General features: G+C 63.7%; 14 protein-coding genes, 3 pseudogenes and 1 other annotated feature. Of the genes and pseudogenes, 5 read left to right on the forward strand and 12 right to left on the reverse strand.

Annotated features, from left to right (window positions below):
* The 9 genes from CHB77_RS17425 to CHB77_RS17470 form a co-directional block, all read right to left on the reverse strand.
* A partial coding sequence (locus CHB77_RS17425) for a transposase (protein WP_176430370.1) occupies window positions 1-714 on the reverse strand: 714 nt, incomplete at its 3' end.
* 428 nt (window positions 715-1,142) lie between these two features.
* Window positions 1,143-2,831 (reverse strand): complex I subunit 5 family protein, encoded by a 1,689-nt coding sequence (locus CHB77_RS17435; RefSeq protein WP_165456313.1) that lies wholly within the window; start codon window positions 2,829-2,831, stop codon window positions 1,143-1,145.
* Complete coding sequence (locus tag CHB77_RS17440) at window positions 2,828-4,306, reverse strand: complex I subunit 5 family protein (RefSeq protein WP_088411796.1); 1,479 nt, start codon at window positions 4,304-4,306, stop codon at window positions 2,828-2,830. The genes CHB77_RS17435 and CHB77_RS17440 overlap by 4 nt, the downstream gene beginning before the upstream one ends.
* Window positions 4,303-5,760 carry a complex I subunit 5 family protein gene (locus CHB77_RS17445; RefSeq protein ID WP_089389411.1) on the reverse strand — a complete coding sequence of 486 codons (1,458 nt, stop codon included), beginning with the start codon at window positions 5,758-5,760 and terminating at the stop codon, window positions 4,303-4,305. Before CHB77_RS17445 ends, CHB77_RS17440 begins: the two co-directional genes overlap by 4 nt.
* Window positions 5,757-6,065, reverse strand: coding sequence for an NADH-quinone oxidoreductase subunit K (locus tag CHB77_RS17450; protein ID WP_198398662.1), 309 nt, complete (start codon window positions 6,063-6,065; stop codon window positions 5,757-5,759). Before CHB77_RS17450 ends, CHB77_RS17445 begins: the two co-directional genes overlap by 4 nt.
* 19 nt (window positions 6,066-6,084) lie before the next feature.
* Complete coding sequence (locus tag CHB77_RS17455; RefSeq protein ID WP_088411790.1) at window positions 6,085-7,029, reverse strand: MnhB domain-containing protein; 945 nt, start codon at window positions 7,027-7,029, stop codon at window positions 6,085-6,087.
* Window positions 7,026-7,325, reverse strand: coding sequence for a cation:proton antiporter (locus CHB77_RS17460; RefSeq protein WP_089389412.1), 300 nt, complete (start codon window positions 7,323-7,325; stop codon window positions 7,026-7,028). The genes CHB77_RS17455 and CHB77_RS17460 overlap by 4 nt, the downstream gene beginning before the upstream one ends.
* A complete protein-coding gene (locus CHB77_RS17465; protein ID WP_198398661.1) occupies window positions 7,322-7,609 on the reverse strand; it encodes an MrpF/PhaF family protein in 288 nt (95 codons plus the stop codon). The genes CHB77_RS17460 and CHB77_RS17465 overlap by 4 nt, the downstream gene beginning before the upstream one ends.
* Entirely contained in the window at window positions 7,596-8,108 is a 513-nt protein-coding gene (locus tag CHB77_RS17470; protein WP_088411786.1) for a Na+/H+ antiporter subunit E, read from the reverse strand. Before CHB77_RS17470 ends, CHB77_RS17465 begins: the two co-directional genes overlap by 14 nt.
* 493 nt (window positions 8,109-8,601) lie before the next feature.
* Between CHB77_RS17470 and CHB77_RS17475 the strand changes: the two genes are divergently transcribed.
* The 3 genes from CHB77_RS17475 to CHB77_RS17485 are packed head-to-tail and all read left to right on the forward strand — an operon-like array spanning window position 8,602 to window position 12,453.
* Window positions 8,602-9,873, forward strand: a complete 1,272-nt coding sequence (locus CHB77_RS17475) for an MgtC/SapB family protein (protein ID WP_165456314.1) — start codon at window positions 8,602-8,604, stop codon at window positions 9,871-9,873.
* A 48-nt stretch (window positions 9,874-9,921) separates the two neighbouring features.
* A complete protein-coding gene (locus CHB77_RS17480; RefSeq protein ID WP_089389414.1) occupies window positions 9,922-11,004 on the forward strand; it encodes a patatin-like phospholipase family protein in 1,083 nt (360 codons plus the stop codon).
* Window positions 11,005-11,010: 6 nt separating this feature from the next.
* A complete protein-coding gene (locus tag CHB77_RS17485) occupies window positions 11,011-12,453 on the forward strand; it encodes a GntP family permease (RefSeq protein ID WP_089389415.1) in 1,443 nt (480 codons plus the stop codon).
* Between the two features lie 125 nt (window positions 12,454-12,578).
* Here the strand turns inward: CHB77_RS17485 and CHB77_RS17490 are convergent.
* Window positions 12,579-12,970 (reverse strand): annotated as a pseudogene (locus CHB77_RS17490) (IS5 family transposase); the annotation flags it as partial.
* A gap of 93 nt (window positions 12,971-13,063) precedes the next feature.
* Between CHB77_RS17490 and CHB77_RS17495 the strand changes: the two are divergent.
* Complete coding sequence (locus CHB77_RS17495) at window positions 13,064-14,044, forward strand: calcium/sodium antiporter (protein WP_089389417.1); 981 nt, start codon at window positions 13,064-13,066, stop codon at window positions 14,042-14,044.
* Between the two features lie 22 nt (window positions 14,045-14,066).
* On the opposite strand, the pseudogene CHB77_RS17500 reads toward CHB77_RS17495, so the two are convergent.
* Both CHB77_RS17500 and CHB77_RS17505 read right to left on the reverse strand, forming a co-directional pair.
* A pseudogene (locus tag CHB77_RS17500) lies at window positions 14,067-14,294 on the reverse strand (transporter associated domain-containing protein); the annotation flags it as partial.
* 454 nt (window positions 14,295-14,748) lie between these two features.
* The gene (locus CHB77_RS17505) at window positions 14,749-15,129 is read right to left on the reverse strand and encodes a PDDEXK family nuclease (protein ID WP_207303074.1); all 381 of its coding nucleotides are present in this window, start codon (window positions 15,127-15,129) and stop codon (window positions 14,749-14,751) included.
* A 77-nt stretch (window positions 15,130-15,206) separates the two neighbouring features.
* Here CHB77_RS17505 and CHB77_RS17510 point away from each other — a divergent pair.
* Window positions 15,207-16,201: pseudogene (locus CHB77_RS17510) on the forward strand (IS3 family transposase); the annotation flags it as partial.
* Window positions 15,488-15,604, forward strand: a sequence feature (AL1L pseudoknot). It overlaps the preceding pseudogene by 117 nt.
* Window positions 16,202-16,289 lie beyond the last annotated feature (88 nt).

A 16,289-nucleotide genomic window follows, 5' to 3' on the forward strand; every position in this document is an offset into this window, starting at 1 on the left:
TACGAACTCGGGCCGCCTGAGGCCCCGCGCGTCCAGGTCGGCAAGGAAGCTGCCCCAGGCAGCCGTGCTTTCGCCGCCCATGTTCCTGATCGAGAGGAGCACCTTTTGTCCGTCGCGGCGGATGCCGATCGCCGCCAGCACCGAGATGTTGGTGGCCTTGCGGTCCAGCCGGGTCTTGATGACGGTGCCGTCGAGGATGAGCCGCACGATCTCTTCGCCGGTCAGGTCGCGGGCGGACCAGGCGTCCCAGTCGACCTTCACCTTGCGCCAGGCGCGGCTGACCACGTCCTTGCTCACCGCCCCTTCGAATAAGCCAAACAGCGCCCGCTTGACGCGCCGGGTATTGGTGCCGGCCAGATAGACCGCCGCGATCAGGGCCTCGGCCTTCTTGGTCAGCCGCCTGTAGCGGGGCAGTGCCTTCGAGCGCCATTCGGTGATCTTGCCGGCTTCGTTCTCGATCCGAGCACGAGGAACCCGCACCGTCTCGGTGCCGAATGTGCCGGTCAGCTGCCGATCGCGGTGCCCGTGGCGGTAGCCCCTGGCCCGCTCATTGCCGCGGCCGTAACGAAGCCGACCAAGAAAGACGGCCAGTTCCTCTTCGAACATGGCCTCAATGGTGGCACGGACATTTGCCCGCAGGCGGTCCTCGATCGGATCATACCCGCCTGCGTCGGGCAGTAGCGAAAAGGACGAGCTGTCGGTATTCTGCTTCATGGCGTGATCTCCCTGGCGGTTGCAGCCGCCGGCTGGGTGGGTGTCAGTTCACCCGGAGATTACGCCGCCATCCAATTTCTACCACTTCCGAGACACGACCGTATTCTGCTTCATGGCGTGATCTCCCTGGCGGTTGCAGCCGCCGGCTGGGTGGGTGTCAGTTCACCCGGAGATTACGCCGCCATCCAATTTCTACCACTTCCGAGACACGACCTGCGCCTATACCTCGACTTCATCAACATGTTCATGTTCCTGCTGCAGTTCCTCGGTCGACGCGAGTGACTTGAGGACGTTGCAAAAAGCGTCTGGCAGAAAAAGCCTCACAATACGAAACTAAAAGCAAACTACTTGCTGCTGCCAAAGACTCGGTGGGCTGGTGGACATCTCCGCTGAACGGCGATCGCTGACTAGTTTCGCACGCGGCGCCGTCAGGTAAGCGCAGCGAACAGGCCCAGCGCAATCAGTATAACGGCGGCCGACGTGGCCGCACGATCGTTGATCAGCCGTTCCAGACGCTCAAGCCCCTCGGCGATCTCCGCCAAGAGCTGCCCGTTTTCGCCCGGCCTCTCCGATCGGCCCGCCAATGCGGCTGCCCGGGCAACGGCGGCTGCCCTCGCGCTGAGCCGGGCTGCCGGGCCGAGCAGGTCGCCTTCGGCCAGCGACGGGGCGCGCAGTCCGGTTCCCAACGCGGCGATGACGAGAACTGCCGCGAGCCCAAGGGGCCAGGCGCTGATGCCGAGCGCCAACAGGTCAATCGCCTCGTAGGGCGCATTGCCCGTTGCCCGGGCATAGAGTGACCACGGCAGGCCAAGCGCGGCGGCTGACAGCGCTACCAGCGGCACGACCATGAGACCGGGCGGGCCGCCAGATTTTGCAGGCGCGGGAAGGGTGAAAAAGTAGCGCACCAGCAACAGCCCTGAGGTCAGCGCCGAGAGGCCGATTAACGTCGCGCCAAAGTCGCCTGCGGGACCCTTGATCGCCGATTTCACAAGCGCGCCGGCGGTTAGCGGCAACCCGGCCACCGACAAGGCGGCCATTGCCAGTGCCGCGATCACCAAGCCCCGCGCCACGCCCCGAGCCTTGCCGACCACGCCGACGCCCAGGAACAGCGCCCCCTTGGCCAGCCCGTGATGCAGCGCATAAAGCGCTACCGCCGGCAGAACCGAAGCCGCCGGCAGGCCCGCCGCCAGCGCCGCGCCCATCACGCCCATCAGAAGCCCCATCTGGCTGACTGTTGAATAGGCCAGCACCGTCTTTGGATTGCCCTGCATCGCCCCGTAGAGCGCCGCCGTGAAGAGCCCGCCGAACCCCGCAAGAGCCAGCAGCGTTCCACTGATCGGCCAGGCGCTGCCCCAAGGCAGAAATGTGACCAGCCCGAAGATGCCCGCCTTCACGATGGCGCCAGACAGCACCGCCGAGGCCGGGACCGGCGCCGCCGGATGTGCCACCGGAAGCCAGACATGCAGCGGGACCAATCCCGCCTTGATGCCGAAACCCGCAATCAGCAACCACAGCACCAGCGGGTCGGCCCCCGGGTCGGCGAGCCTGTCGCGAACCCCCTCTATGAGGATCGTTCCCCCTGCCGCATGGGCGATCATCATGAAACCGGCCAGCAGCGCGGTTTCGCCGACAACTGCAAGGATGATGTAGACCACGCCGGCCCTCATCGACGCGGGTTTGCGATCGTGGATCACAAGCGGATAGGCGGCCAGCGACACCAGCGCGAAGGACACGTAGAAGGTCGCCAGATCCGCTGCCAGAAACACACCCAGGTTTCCAGCGAGTACCAGCATCCAGAACAGGGCAAAGGTTTGCGCGCGGGAATCGCCGCGCATGTACCGCAGGGCATAAACCCCAGCCCAGAACCACAGCAGCGCGGCGCCGCCCAGAAACAGCACCCCCGTTTCGGTCAGTCGGAGTCCGCCATCGAGCAGTACCCCAGGCACGCTCAGGGTCTGGTCTCGCGGCGCCAGGAACACGGCGGCGAGTGCCGGGAGCGGCCCAAGCGGCAGCGCCAAAAGCATCCTCGGCCCCAGCTTCGGCAGCAGGCACAGAAAGGCGAGAAAGAGTGGCCAGAGGATCACGACCAACAGAAGAAGGCTGGGTGCGATTGTCATTTCAGATAGCCACTCTCGGCGATCAGCTCGGCCCATCTCAGCGGGCTGAACGGAAAAGTCGCAAAGGCTCCGGCCGCCAATGTTATCAGGGCGGTCACCGCGGCGGGGAGGACCAGCATCCTGTTCCACGCGCCGTCCAGTTCGCGTACCGGCGCCAGCTCCTTCGATGGCGGAAGCAGCCAGGCGCGGTAGAGCAGCGGCAGGAAGTAGAGCGCATTCAGAAGTGACGATCCCGCCAGAACGGCGATGACCCAACTCGCCTCGGACTGCAGCCCTCCCATCCCCAGGTACCATTTCGAGATGAAACCTGCGGTCGGCGGAATGCCGATCATGCCGAGCGCGCCGATGCTGAAGGCTGCCATTGTCACCGGCATCGCCCGCCCGGCACCGTCGAGATCCGCCACCAACTTGATCCCCATCCGGTTGTCCAGCGCCCCTGCGCACATGAAAAGAGTGATCTTCATGATCCCCTGATGCACCAGATGCACCAGCCCGCCGATGATCGCGAAGGGGCCGATCAGGCTGGCCCCGAGAATGATGTAGCTGACCTGGCTGACCGTCGAATAGGCCAGCCGCTTCTTGATGTCGGTCTGCATCACGGCGCGGAACGAGCCATAGAGGATGGTCGCTCCGGCCCACAAGGCAAGCGGCGTGCCGAGGCCAAGCTCCGATACCGTATCGATTCCGTAAACGTCGTAGATCATCCTCAGGATCCCGAACGCGCCGGCCTTGACCACGGCCACGGCGTGGAGCAGCGCGCTCACCGGAGCGGGCGCGGCCATCGCCTCGGGCAACCATACGTGGAACGGGATGAGCGCCGCCTTCACGCCGAGCCCGCCGATGCAAAGGATGAAGATCAGCGTGAGTTCCAGCCGCGGGATCCCGGTCAGATCAGGCGGTGCCGTGAACTCGATCGTGCCGACGAGCGACTTCAGCCAGACGATGCCCGCCAGAAAGGCGGCGCTGCCTGCCAGCGTATAGATCAGGTAGATGCGCCCCGCGCGGAGGGACTTCTCGTCACCCTTGTGGACGACCAGCGGCCACGTCGCCAAGGTCAGGAGTTCATAGAAGAGGAAGAAGGTGATCGCCGTGCCAGAAATGGCCACTCCGGTCGCCGATAGGACACAGAGGTTGAAGAATCCGAAGAAGCGCCCCAAGTGCGGTCCGCGCTTGAAATAGGCGATCGCATAGACGGTGGTTATCAGCCACAGGAAGGCAGAGAGAGTGACAAACAGCAATGAAAGTGAATCCGGCCGGAGGATGAATTCGTGTCCCGGCAGGAATTCGTAGCGCCATTCCGTGATCGTGCCCTCGCGTGCTGCCAGCAGCAAGGCGCCCACGAGCGCCAGCTTGCTCAGGGCGAAGCCGATGTTGATCGCGTCGCGCCAGACCGCGAGGCGGTCCGGCAGGGCAAAGCTGATCAGCGCCGGAACGATTGTCAGCGAGACCAGCAGCAGGGGTAAAAGACTGTTCACGGGACCTCCCCAACCGCAGCCGCCGGAGGCCCTGCCTGGGACACCCCTGCAGAGATATCGACCATCGCTTGTCCGGCGAACCCCAGCGACACTGCCAGAAGCCCCAGCGCCAGCGGAGCGGCGGTTTGCAACGTGTCCTTTGCCTCGGTAACCGGTGTGTCTCTGCCGGCGAAGGTCCTGGATAGCGGATTGAACAGGTAGACTGCGGCCATCAACCCGCCAACGAGCAGGATGGCGGCCTGGAACACGGCGCCTTGCTCCAGCGCAGCCTCGAGCAGGAGGAACTTCGCTATGAAGCCGGCCGAGGGCGGCAGGCCCATCAATGATATCGCGGCCAGCCCGAAGGCAGCCACCGTCAGCGGCATTACCCGCACAAGGCCACTAAGGTCCTCCAAGCGGTGGCCGTTCACCGCCTTGAGCATAAGCCCGGCCGCGAGGAACATCGCAGCCTTCGCAAGCATGTGGGCTATCGCATGGATTGTCATTCCGGCCCAAGCCCGGTCGGACCCTGCCGCTGTCACGACAAGCGGAAAAGCCAGCAGCAGATAGCCGATCTGCGCCACGGTCGAATAGGCCACGAGGGCTTTCAGGGTTTCCTGCCGGATCGCCTGGATCGAGCCGTAAAGTACCGCCAGCGCACCGAGCCAGCCAAGCACATCGAGTGCCGCAGGGGCTACGATGGCCGGGAAGGCCTCGAACCAAAGGCGCAGCAGGATCACGAATCCTACCTTGACGACAATCGCGGAGAGCAGGGCGCTGGCGGGTGCGGGTGCTGCGGCATGGGCTGGCGGCAGCCAGCCGTGCAGCGGAAAGACCGCCGCCTTGATCAGCAGTCCCGCCGTCATCACCGCCAGTGCGACCTTGGTCGCAAGGTCCGGCCTCGCTGTCCCGGCCAGCAGTGTGATGTCCACTGTCGCGTAATTGGCAAACAGAAGCGCGACGCCTAGCAGGTAGGCCAGCGATCCGACCAGCGCGACCACGAAGTACTGCAGCGCGGCGCGCAGCGAGCCCATCGCCGCCATCGCCACCGCGGCAAGGCTGACCATTTCCAGCGCGACATAAAGATTGAAGAGATCGGTGGTCAGGAATCCAGCATTTGCTCCGCCCCACAACAGGTAGAAGAGCGGCCAGAAGGCATAGCCGTGGGCGGTCTCCGACCCGCTCGGCCCGGGCGCGAATTCGCGCAGCGCGTACAGTCCAATGATCGAAGCGCAGGCTGACGTGGCTGCCACCAAAAGCTGTGCCACCCCATCCGCACGCAACAGGATTCCCAGCGGCAGGTTCCAGTCACCCACTATATGGGCGGTACCCTCTGGCAGTAGCAGCAGCCACACCGTCAGACCCGCCATGACCGGAATTGCCGCCAGTAGCAATAAGCGTCCCCGGCTCCCAAGCAGCACCGCCGCGATCATCAGAGCGAGGGGCACTGCGACAAGCAAGTCAAGCGGGCTCATGCACTGTCGCCGGTCGCTTCGACCGCCGCGGTGTCATCTCGTGCCCGCTCCTCCTCGGCCACGCGCACAACCAACGCAGCACCGAAAGCGGTGAGCGCCACCGCGACGACGATGCCGGTGATGACCAGCGCCTGCGGGAACGGATCGGTCGAAGCGGTGCCGCGCCCGAGTCCACCGAGGATCAGGAAGATACCGGCACCAACCACATTGACGGCCAGAAGCTGACGCAACGGATGACGCAGGGTCACGATGCCGTAGAGGCCGAGCCCCACCAATGCCGCCCCTGTTAGCGGGTAAAGATGCATTAACGTTGGCATGCAGTAGTCAGCTCCTATGATCCGGCGCTACCGACCGACCCGCCAGTAGCAGCGCGAGGGTCGCGCCGATCGACAGCGCAAGGCTGTACTCGATCGCGACGATCATGGCCTTCGCGAAGCCTGGCGGATAGAACAGGAATCGGCCCAGTGCGATTCCCGCCAGGCCGATGATGAGAAAGACCCCCGGGCCAAGCACAAGCACCGCGCGGAGAATGCTGTTGTCGGCCCGCGGCCATGCGACCGCTCCGCCGATCGCGGCGATGATCAGACCGCCGGCAAGCACGGTTCCGGCCTGAAACGCTCCACCCGGAAAGTCCGACCCGGCCCAGACCAGATAGGCCGCCATCACCAGCGCCAAGGGCAAGAGCAACCGTCCGAAGGCCTGAGCGACGCTTCCCCCCCCGCTTTCCGCCAGGTTCAGTGACGCGGGCGGGCGCGGCCATGCATTTCCCGGGGCGAGCGACCAGACTGCGACAAGCGCGCCCAGCAGGACGAATGTTTCCAGCAATGTGTCATAGGCCCGGAAGGCCAGAAGCACGCCAGTCACCGGGTTCTCGATGCCAAGCTCCGGCAGCAGCGCGGCGATTGGCCCGCCCAAGTCGTCTGCGGGCGCGACACTCAGGACCGCGGACCCAACCAGCGCCGTCAAACCAGTGCAGGCCAACACCGCGCCGGCACGTAGCCAGCCGGGCGTCTCGGCGCTGACCAGATCGTCACCAAGCGCCATCAGCCGTTGCCGCGTCAGTATCAGCAAAACTCCGGTGATGCCCGCGCCGATGGCGATCTCTGCCATGGCGACATTGACTGCGTTCATAGCCAGCCATGCCAGTCCGAGCAGATTGCCGAAAACGATGAAAAAAACGATTGCCGCCAGCGCGTTGTGCGTGAGAAGCGCTGCGGCTGCAGTACCGACGATCATCAGGCAGAGGATGAGGTCGAATGCCAGCGTCATCGGTCCGTGCCCCGCTCGGCCGCAGTCTTCGCGCGGCGCGCCATCAGTTGTGCGGTCGCTCCGGCGGCCATGAGCGCGAACAGCCAGACGGCGGCGATCTTGAAAGCGACAGCCACCGAACCCCAGTGCAACGCGGCGGCAAGCGCCACGAAGCCCAGACCGACGTTGTCGGCCTTGGTAAGCGCGTGCAGCCTTAACTCGGCATCTTGAAACCTGAGCAGCCCCAACGATCCGGCCGCATAGAAAAAGACACCGATGTAAAGAAGCGCAGGGAACAGGTAATCGGCCAATGTCATGGCTTTGGGTCTCCGGGCTCGTCCGCATCACTCTGGCCGTCCCGCACAAAAGCGAGAATTGCCACCGAGGCCAGCACTGTGCCAACCAAGGCCGCATCCAGCATCGAAGCGTCGTCCCTGGCCGCGCCCAGCGTCAGCGCCACGCCGACCCCGCTGGTCGCGACGAGTTGCGCTGCCATTACGTGGTCGATCGCCCGTGGCCCGAACCAGGCACGAAAAAGCGCCAGCGCCAGCGTGAGCAGAAGAACGACGGCGGCGACCATGAAATGGTCAGCTGCGTCCACGATTTTCTCCTGCGTAGCGAGGGGTAACGACAGGCATACCAAACAAGCGTAGCACGCGGCGTTCTTCTGCCTGAAGGCTGCGCAGGTTGAAATCTTCGGTGTCAAGCATGTGAACCTCCAACGCGCCATTGCGGATCCCTGCGGCCAATGAGCCAGGCAGAACGCTGACGACCCCGCCAAGGACGGCATTCACCTCAGCGATATTCGTCAAGAGCGGCACCCGGCGCCAGCCGGGCCGGACGGGCAGACGTGGGTCGAGCACTCGCCGCGCGACGTCCAGACCACCTAAGAAGCCGCGGAGCAGGAGGTGCGGCACGTACAGGACCGCCCACCACAGCCGAATCCCCGGTTGTGTCGCCGGGTAAAGCGCAAGGCTGATTGAGGTTGTCAGCAGGACCGCTGGCGCCCCGTAGTACAGCGCATCCATTGCGCCCCCTGTCAGCGCTAGCCAGAACGTTGAGAAGGCCACGAGGCGCACTGATGTCGCAAGCATTTTCATGCTCTAATCCCCACTATCTCATCTAACTGGCTCACGGCCGCCAAATCATGATGCGTGGATTTTGTTTACTGTAGTTGTTGGCCGAATGATAGGGCTTACTGGTGCCCCAGGCGTTCCATCCCGGATGAGGACATAGACTCTCGCTGGATTGCCCTGTTCAAGGCAAAATCGATCCTGCGGGGGGTGCGGCGGACAAGAAGGAAGACAATCCATTGGACTGTTTCCCTACCAAACGGACGAGGGCTGGGAATGCTGATCTCGCTTCACGAGCAGGGGACGACCACGCCGAAGATCCGGGCCGCGATCCGGGCGAGCGACAAGCCAGCCTCGCTGGTGACCGAGCCGCGTCACCCAGATTCAGCCATAGCTCGAAATCCGTTGCGATACGGCACTGCGCAAAGCACAAGGTGGGCCTGACTGCAACGGCAGCCGCCAAACCGCCTACTGTCCGGTCATTCGTTCGTTGGATGCAACAAAGAATGGTAAAATAGTCTTGGAAACCTCTCAAGTGTTATTGCTGCTCGAGGCCTTGGGCATCGGCCTTTTGATCGGGATCGAACGCGAGCGGAATGCGGGAACGACCGGAGGCCCCGCCCAGGCAGGGGTGCGCACCTTTGCGCTCGCCTCGCTGACCGGGGCGCTGAGTCAGATTGCCGGTGGATGGCCGATGCTCGCCGTCGCCGTCGCCGTCATCGGCGGCCTGCGCATGGTGACGCATCTGTCTCAGCCGGATCGTCAGGCGGGCCTGACGACCAGCCTTGCGCTGCTGATCGTGGTCGTGCTGGGCGCACTGTCGATCGAGCACACGTTCCTCGCGGCGGCATCCGGGGTTCTGGTCGCGGCGCTCCTGGCCGCGCGCACAGTGCTGCGCGAGTTCAGTCGCTCGGTGCTAAACGACTTCGAGATCCGCGACGGCCTCATCCTCGGCGTCTCGGCGCTACTGATCCTGCCGATCCTGCCCAACGAAGACTTGGGTCCGGGCGGGGCGATCAATCCGCAAAACCTGTTCGTGATCGTCATTCTCGTCATGGCGATCGGCGCTGTCGGCCACGTCTGCACGCGGGTCTTCGGTTCACGGCTGGGGCTGCCGCTGAGCGGTTTCCTCTCGGGGTTCGTGTCGAGCACCGCCACCGTGGCGGCCATGTTGAAGAAGGTGCAGGATCGGCCGTTCGAGGCCTATCCCGCTGCTGCTGGTGTCACGTTCTCCTCGGTTTCGTCGCTCGCGCAAACCGGCATCGTACTGCTGTTCCTCAGCCCCTCGTTGTTCACACTTGCAGCCCCGATCCTGATCATCCCTTCGGGCGTGGCCTTCCTCTATGGGATCCTGCTTGCACGCATCGGATCGCGCGGCGGCGGCGCAGAGCCCGATAGGCTCGAACTTCCCAGCCGGATTTTCAGCGTCCAGGGCGCATTGAGCTTTGCGACGATCGTGGCGACGGTCATCGTCGTCTCCGCTGTCCTGAACGACCGTTTCGGAAGCGAGGCCGTCCTGGTGTCGGCGGCGCTCGCGGGGCTGGTGAGCACGGGATCCGCTGCCGTTGCGCTTGCCTCGCTTGTTGTTGCCGGGCAGTTGCCGGCATCCGAGGCGGTCGTGCCGCTGGCAGCAGCGATCAGCGTGAATGCCGGTGTGCGGATCGTCCTGGCCCTTCGCGGAGGGGCGACGGCGTTCGGCTGGGCGGTTGCCACCGGCCTCCTGTTGACCGCCGCCGCTGTCTGGGCGGGGTGGTGGTTTGCAGCCGCCATCCGCATCATGATGGCGGCCTGAGAGTCGTGCCGCGGCGTAGACGCGGGAAGCGCATGTGTGGAGGGCGATATGGTCCAGCAACAGCCCAAAAAGACGATCGATCTGGCGCTTCAGGGCGGCGGGTCCCACGGGGCGCTGACTTGGGGTGTGCTCGACCGCATCCTGGAAGACGAACGGCTGGAGATCGCCGGCATCAGCGGGACCAGCGCTGGGGCAATGAATGCCGTGGTGCTTGCGCAAGGATTTCAAGAGCGTGGCCGGGAGGGAGCGCGCGAGGCGCTCGCCGCCTTCTGGCGGGCCGTGAGCGTTGCAGCGCGCTTTTCGCCGGTGCAGCGCAGCTGGTGGAACAGGCTCACCGGCAACTTCAACCTCGACAAGTCGCCCGGCTACCAATTCTTCGACAACCTGTCACGGCAGTTCTCTCCCTATGAGCTCAATCCGCTCGACATCAATCCGTTGCGCGACCTCGTAGCCAGCACGGTCGACTTCGATCGGGTCAATTCCTGCGCGATTCCGAAGATCTTCGTCACCGCCACCAACGTTCGGACCGGCCAGGCGCGCGTCTTTACCCAGCCGCATCTGTCGGTGGAAACGATCATGGCCTCGGCCTGTCTGCCATCGGTGTACCAGGCGGTCGAGATCGACGGCGAGGCCTATTGGGACGGCGGCTACATCGGCAATCCGGCGCTTCACCCCCTCGTCGACCAGACCGACTGTCGCGACATGGTCATCGTCCAGATCAATCCGATGACCCGCCGCGAACTGCCGCGAACGGGGCGGGATATTCTCAACCGAGTGAATGAGATCAGCTTCAATTCCAGCCTCATCAAGGATCTGCGGGCGATCCAGCTGCTGCACCAGCTTATCGATGCGGAGGGAATTGAGACGGAGCGATACCGCGACATGCGGGTTCATTTGATCCATGCCGCTGAAGAATTACAGGATCTGGACTCCTCGAGCAAGCTCAACGCCGAATGGACATTCCTCACCCACCTGCACGAGCGCGGCCGGGCTTGGGCGCACCAGTGGCTAAAGGCGAATTATGACGGGATCGGTGTACGCTCCACCTTCGATCTCGACGCGTTGTTCGCCGACTCGCTTCGTCTGGTTAGGGCGCCCGAGCGGTCGAGCACCAACCGGTCAGCGGAGTAGTCGCCAATGTATGGCATCTTGGTTGTCGTCGCCGCGCTCGGTGGGCTCATTTATCTCGCCTATCGCGGCGTAACCCTGCTGATCCTGGCGCCGGGCCTTGCCATGCTCGCCGTGCTCGCCTCGCTCGAACGGCCCCTGCTTGCCAGCTACACCCAGATTTTCATGGTGGCGGCGGGCGACTTCATCGTCCAGTACTTTCCGGTCTTCCTGCTCGGCGCCATCTTCGGCAAGCTGATGGAGGATACCGGCAGTGCCGAGGTTCTGGCCAACACCACGATCCGGAGGCTTGGCAGCGACCGCGCCATATTGGCGGTGGTGCTGTCATGCGCGGCGATGACCTATGGCGGGGTATCGCTGTTCGTGGTCGCGTTCGCCGTGTTTCCGATCGCTGCAGCAGTCTTTCGCCGCGCCAATCTCCCCAAGCGGCTGATACCGGGCACCATCGCTCTTGGCGCCTTCACCTTCACCATGACCGCGCTGCCCGGCACGCCGGCGATCCAGAACGCGATCCCGATGCCTTATTTCGGCACGTCGCCCTTTGCCGCGCCGGGGCTCGGCATCCTGACGGCGTTGATTATGTTTGCGCTTGGCCAACTGTGGTTGGAGCGACGGGCGCGGGCCACCTCCGAAGGCTACGGCGACCACCCCGACGCTGAACGGCGCACTGACAGGGCCTTGCGCGAGCGCGCCGCGGGCGAAGGCTTCGACATTGGCGAACTCCCGGCCGGGGCGCGTCCGGCCGCGCCGCCGGCCCTCATGTTGGCGGCACTGCCGCTCGTCACGGTGATCGCCATCAACCTCACCTTTACCGCCCTCGTCATCCCGGCCATGGACACCGACTATCTTGCCGCGCCCGAATATGGCTCGGTGACCATCGATGCGGTGCGCGGCATCTGGTCCATAATCGCCGCGCTGGTCATTTCAATCGTGCTCATGATCGCCGTGAATTGGTCGCGCCTACCGAGGCTGACCGCCTCGCTGGATGCCGGGGCCCACGCCTCGCTGCTGCCGATCTTCAATACCGCGAGCCTTGTCGGGTTCGGCTCCGTCATCGCCTCGCTGTCGGCCTTCGCGCTGATCCGTGATTCGGTGATCGGGATCGGCGGCGACAATCCCCTGATCTCGCTGGCGATCTCGGTCAACCTTCTGGCCGGGATGACCGGCTCGGCGTCCGGAGGCATGAGCATCGCGCTCACCACGCTCGGCGGCGTCTATCTGGAGATGGCCCAGGCCGCGGGTATCTCGCCGGAGCTGATGCACCGGGTGACCGCGGTGGCCACCGGCGGGCTCGACGCATTGCCCCATAACGGTGCCGTCATCACGCTTCTAGCAATCTGCGGCCTGACGCACCGCGAGGCCTATCTTGATGTCGCCGTCGTCGCCGTGGCCGTCCCGATCCTCGCGCTGATCGTGCTGATCACCCTGGGAACGTTGCTGGGGAGTTTCTGAAATATGCCAACCAGTCGGCCCAGCCTGGAAAGATATCCCGCTGGCAGCCGGTGGCGCGCGTGCAAGCAGACCTGTGTGCATCGTCATCCGCGTGGAGAGGCAACTCGCCAGAAAAGGTTCGACCCCAGGCCCGTCCCCTCCGCGCCTTTCGTGCGTCCGATCGCGCGCGGACGATCCCCTTTTTTCGAAGACTGGCCGCGGTGCGGTGCGCCTTCAGGAATGTGCTGTCCATCATCAGCGTGTCGCCTTGAGCGCCTGGTTGCGCCAGCTCCTGAAATATTCTGGCGAAGATGCCCATCCGGGACCAGCGGGCGAACCGGTTATACAGGGTCTTATAAGGGCCATAGACCGCTGGCGCATCTTGCCAGCGAAGACCGTTTCGCTTGACATAGATGATGCCGCTCAGCACCTTGCAATCGTCAGATCGGGCACGCCCTCGCGCTTTGGGAAAGAAGGGCTGAATGCGTCGCATCTGCTCCGCGCTCAGCCAGAAGTATCTTGTATTGCTCTGGTTCATGACCAGCATGAATCAGTCAACATGCTGGCGTGCAAGAAAGATTTATAGGGACTGACCCTAGGTTCTCAATCAAAAAACGTACGGAGTTTGAACGTGTTGGAAATCTGGTTGCCGCTTATTGGCGGCCTTGTCTTGCTGATTGCAGGCGGCGAACTGTTGGTGCGCGGGGCCGTGCAGGTCGCCACGGGCTTGGGCGTTTCGCCACTTGTCATTGGGTTAACGCTGGTGGGCTTCGGCACCTCGACGCCCGAGCTCGTAACGTCCGTGCAGGCCGCGCTTTCGGATGCGCCGGGGATCGCGTACGGCAACATCGTCGGTTCCAACATCGCCAACATCCTGCTGATCGCGGGCATCGCGGCACTCCTGAGCCCGATTATCGTGGCGTCGTCGGCTCTCAAGCGCGACGGTCTGGTGATGCTGGCCGTGGCCGTGGCCTTCGCGGCAGCCGCTGCGGTGATGCCCATGGGGCGGGCCGTAGGCGCGGTCTTCATCCTTGCGCTCGTTGGGTACATCTTTCTTGCCTTCCGGCAAGAGCGCGCCGCCACCCCGGATCACGGAGCGGTCTACGACAAGAGCATCGCCTTGCAGGAGGTAGATCCCGCGCTCGCCCCTCCGGCGCCACCACAGGCGTCGCTCCTCGTCTCAGCCCTGATCGCCGTCGCCGGACTGGTGCTCGTCGTGTTCGGCGGCAAGTTCCTCGTCGACGGCGCCGTATCGCTCGCGCGTGGCTTCGGCATCTCAGAGACAGTGATCGGGCTGACCATCGTCGCGGTCGGCACCTCCATGCCGGAACTCGTCACCTCCATCGTCGCCGGGCTCAAAAAGCAGGGCGACGTGGCCTTCGGCAACATCGTCGGTTCGAACATCTACAACATCCTTGGCATCGGCGGCTTCACCGCGCTGATCGCGCCAGGCGTGGTCCCGGCCGAGATCGTGAGCTTCGACAACCTCGTGATGATCGGCGTCTCGCTGGCGCTGGTCGCCTTCGCCTGGACCGGGCGCAGGATCGCGCGATGGGAGGGCGCGGTCCTGCTCGCCGGCTACCTCGTCTATGTCTGGGCGATCTGGCCCTAAATCCAGGATAGCGGCGGCGGGCTCAGGCCGCCGCCTTCTGCACCAGAAGCTTGTCGATGCGCCGACCGTCCATATCGACCACCTCGACCCCCCAGCCTTGCAGGTCGATGCGCTGCCCCACTTCCGGCAACTGGCCCACTTCGTCGAGGACAAGTCCTGCAACTGTCTCGAAGTCGCGATCTTCGTCCAAGTCGAGCGAGAGCAGATCGGCGAACTCGTCGACCGGCATCCAGCCCGCGATCAGGTAGGATCCGTCGGCCCGCGTCGCAGGTCATACAGGAGGTCGGGTCTCGCCATTCCGTCGAGGGTGCGTGCGATCAATAAAAACAATGACTTAGACTGGAGAAGGTTCGACGTCAGGCCCATCCCCTCCGCCACTTGCCCTCGCGAAAGCGTTCTCCCGATCCGGCTGCGGCCGGATTTTTCCGTTGTTTTCGGGGGTTATGCGTGAGGGGCTGAGCACTGGCCTCTGTGCTAGGAGGCCCGAAACCGGTCTCTCAAGGCTGATATTCTCCGGACCTGTGAACTGCGCCAGTTTCGGTGAATTTCTGTAAGTGACTGAAATCGCACGTATAATTTTATGACTCGCTGAACACTTCGACAACGGTCGCGTTTCGAGACACGACTGAGGTCCAAAGGATGCGCGACGTCCTCGAGTTGGTCGCGCTCGTTCTTTGGCTCCCATTGCTCACGTTGCATCGCCCTTATGTGAGCTGAAACGGCCCTTCGTCCCACTTGCTGCAGGTGAACTCGTTCAGCTGGATCCCAAGCCTCCCCGGATCTTCAACCAGAAGGTACCTCCAGACACCGTGCCCGCCGAGGCGATTGACTGCTTCCACCCATCGCTCTGCGGCCTTTGCCTTGGCATCGGCGTCGTCCGTAACTTGTCCCTTGATCTCAACGATGACATTCTCGTCGCGGTCCGTGACGACGATGAAGTCTGGGATGTAACGAGCAAGCAGGCCACGCTGACGATAGGGAATCGTGAAACCCAACCTGTCGTTCTTTACCCACCGCTTCACACCGCTATGGCTATCCAGCAGGAACGCTGCGCTCTGCTCCCACTTTTTCGTGTCAGCCACCATCGCATTCAAATGGCAGCGGGTGACTGAACCGCGCCGGGTTTGCCGGAGGCTCCAACTCTTGAGTAGGATGGAGCACCATGAGCAAGACCACGAACAAGTTTTCCCCTGAAGTTCGCGAGCGGGCCGTTCGGCTGGTTCTCGACGCCGAGGCCCAACATCCGTGTCGCTGGCAGGCGGTGATGTCGATCGCGGCGAAGATCGGCTGCACGCCGCAGACCCTGAACGATTGGGTCAAGAAGGCCGAGGTCGACAGCGGCCGGCGCGCGGGCATCCCGACCGAGATGGCCGACCGCATGAAGGCGCTTGAACGCGAGAACCGGGAACTGCGCCAGGCGAACGAGATCCTCCGCAAGGCATCGGCTTATTTTGCGATGGCGGAGCTCGACCGCCGGTCGAAGTGATGGTGGGTTTCATCGACGCGCATCGTGATGCGCACGGGGTCGAGCCGATCTGCGACGTGCTGCCGATCGCCCCGTCCACCTACTATGATCACTTGGCAAAGCGGGCCGATCCGTCCCGACTGTCGGATCGTGCGCGCCGGGACGAGGCGCTGCGCCCCGAGATCCGGCGTGTCTTCGAGGACAACTGGAGCGTCTACGGCGTGCGGAAGGTGTGGCGGCAACTCTAGCGTGAGGGCTTCGATGTCGCCCGATGCACGGTTGCGAGGTTGATGAAGGACATGGGTATTCAGGGCATTATCCGCGGCAAGCCACACAAGACGACGATCCCCGACAAGAAGCAGCCGTGTCCGCTGGACAAGGTCAACCGCCAATTTCGGGTGCCCGCGCCGAACATTCTGTGGGTCAGCGACTTCACCTATGTCGCAACCTGGAAGGGCTTCGTCTATGTCGCCTTCGTCATTGATGCGTAGGCCCGCAAGATCGTCGATTGGCGCGTCAGCACCTCCCCTCATGCCGGGCCTCGCCATGGTCTCTCGGACCAGTGGCGTTCCCATGGCTCGATCCACGATGCCCTGGAACAGGCTGTCCATGAGCGGCGCCCGGTCAAGGGTATGGGACTGGTTCACCACAGCGACCGCGGCAGCCAGTATCTGTCGATCAAATATGTTGATTTCCACCCAGAAGTGACCCAGGCAGGCTCATAATTTCCATTGAGATTTGACCCATGTGACCCTTCCCCGACGCGGAGAGCGGAGGGGG

Origin of the sequence: Paracoccus sediminis, assembly GCF_900188295.1 — a bacterium.
Lineage (GTDB): Bacteria > Pseudomonadota > Alphaproteobacteria > Rhodobacterales > Rhodobacteraceae > Paracoccus > Paracoccus sediminis.